At 60.8% G+C, this 1,993-nt stretch carries 2 protein-coding genes and 1 pseudogene; 2 read left to right on the forward strand and 1 reads right to left on the reverse strand.

Annotation, left to right across the window (positions count from 1 at the left end):
* Positions 1-64: 64 nt before the first annotated feature.
* On the forward strand, positions 65-553 hold the full coding sequence (locus ACT6VE_RS34795) for an ExbD/TolR family protein (RefSeq protein ID WP_444802655.1): 489 nt from the start codon (positions 65-67) through the stop codon (positions 551-553).
* A gap of 55 nt (positions 554-608) precedes the next feature.
* The gene (locus ACT6VE_RS34800; protein ID WP_054132983.1) at positions 609-1,049 is read left to right on the forward strand and encodes an ExbD/TolR family protein; all 441 of its coding nucleotides are present in this window, start codon (positions 609-611) and stop codon (positions 1,047-1,049) included.
* A gap of 82 nt (positions 1,050-1,131) precedes the next feature.
* Here ACT6VE_RS34800 and ACT6VE_RS34805 read toward each other — a convergent pair.
* Positions 1,132-1,993, reverse strand: a pseudogene (locus ACT6VE_RS34805) (hypothetical protein); the annotation flags it as partial.

Here is a 1,993-nt window from a genome sequence, read left to right on the forward strand (position 1 = left end):
GTAGAGAATAGGATTTATTGCGATGGCAATGAGCGTTGGAGGCGACGGCGGCAAGGAAAAGCCGATGTCTGACATCAACACGACGCCGCTTGTGGACGTCATGCTGGTGCTTCTCATCATCTTCCTGATCGCGATTCCGGTGGTTATCCAGACCGTGGACGACCTGACCATTCCGGTTATCGAATTCGAGCCGACCGAAACCAAGGCAGAAAACATCCTTCTGTCCGTGACGACCACCGACGCCAGCGGCCTGAGCCCCGGCGACGATGGCTTTGCAGGTGCAAGCCCGAACGGCGAATGCCGGGTCTATGTGAACGTCACTCCGGTCGACAATGTCGAACTGCAGGAAATCGCGGTCAAACGGCTTGAATCGATCATCGAAGCTGCTGGTGGCGTCGAAAACCTGGAGGAAGAAGATCTTCCCGAAGTGCACATCCGCGGCGACATCAATGCTCCCTACAGGTGCATTGGCGGCGCGATCTTCACGATGCAGCGTGCCGGGTTTGCCAAGGTCGGCTTCATCTCTTCGCCGATCGACCTGACGGCAGTTTGATAGAGGCCGTCACGCGATGACGGCCTCCACTACAGAAATTTGGGAGTAGCTTGATATGGCAATGAGTGGCGGCAGCGATGATGGCGAGCCGATGATGGAAATGAACACGACGCCGTTGATCGACGTCATGCTCGTTCTCCTCATCATGTTCATCATCACCATCCCGGTTCAGACCCATGCGGTAAAGATCGACCTGCCGCAGGACAGCCCGCCGCAGGACGTGGTTGTCGAGCCGGTCAAGAACAAGCTGATCGTCGATACCAACGACACCATTTCGTGGAATGGTACGCCGGTATCGCAGGCGCAGCTTGCTGGCATTCTCGCCCAGACCCGCAATATGGATCCTGAGCCTGAACTGCAGTTCCAGCCCGATGCACGCGCACGCTATCAGATCGTCGACGAGGTTCTCGTGGTGATCAAGCGCAGCGGCGTCACGAAGCTCGGCTTCGTCGGCAACGAGCAGTACGGTTCGTTCCAGAAGGCACCTGGCAAGTAATTCGCCAACGCCTTTGATGGTTACAAAAAAGAGGGCGGCGTAGCGATACGCCGCCCTCTTTTTGTGTCCCGCTGGGATGCTGTCAGATGTTGCGCTGCCGGTCCGAAAGCTGGCGCAGCGTTGCAAGCGCATCGCGCAAAGCTGCATCCATGTCGTCATCGACCGCTGCTTCCTGAGCATCCGTTTCCGGATCGCCATGGTCGGCGTCGATCTCGGACGCGATGCCCTTAGGCGCCTCTGCGGCTGGCTCGGCAACAGTAGCGCTCCAGTCGCTTGGAGCCTCAGTGGTATCGGCACGAGCTTCGTCGGCCAGCGGTTCGATTGTGTCTTCGGTGATCTCCGCACTGCGGCGGATGCCGAAGCGTGGGTCTGCATCGCTCGTCACCACGGGTTCGATGCCGCTGATCGGGTTCGCTGCCATGGTGAGCGCAACGACGCGTCCTGCAGGCACGGCCGATGCCATCGCGGTGTCGCGGCGCTTGCCCAGGCCCCGCTCGAGCCGGTCGAGCAGTTCGGCGATTCCGAGTTTTTCATAGTCAGCGGTCGCCGGTTCGGCGGCATGCTGGTGAACGTGTTCGGCGTGTATCTCGGCCTGCTGGTCCTCTGGCTGCACCGGCTCAGGGGCCACAGCCTCCCAGGGGTCCTGCCCGTCTTCTTCCACTTCCGGCTCTGCCAGAGCAGGCGCAAAACGGAAAGAAGGTGCAGGCGCTGGTTCTGCCGGAGCGGGCTCGGCAGATGCCGGGGGTGCAAACGCCATGCTGGCGTCGAGGTCGAGCGGCATTGGTTCGGGATTGCTCTCAGCCGACTGTGCGCTGGCGGCCGCTGGCAACGCTATGTCGGGTTCGCTCGTGACCTCGGCGTCGAGATCGCTGCTGGCCATGATCGGCGCGCGCACTGGCGCATCGGGATGCTGGTCGGCATTGCGGATCCGTAGGCGCTTCAAG

This window comes from Shinella sp. (assembly GCF_052438155.1).
Lineage (GTDB): Bacteria > Pseudomonadota > Alphaproteobacteria > Rhizobiales > Rhizobiaceae > Shinella.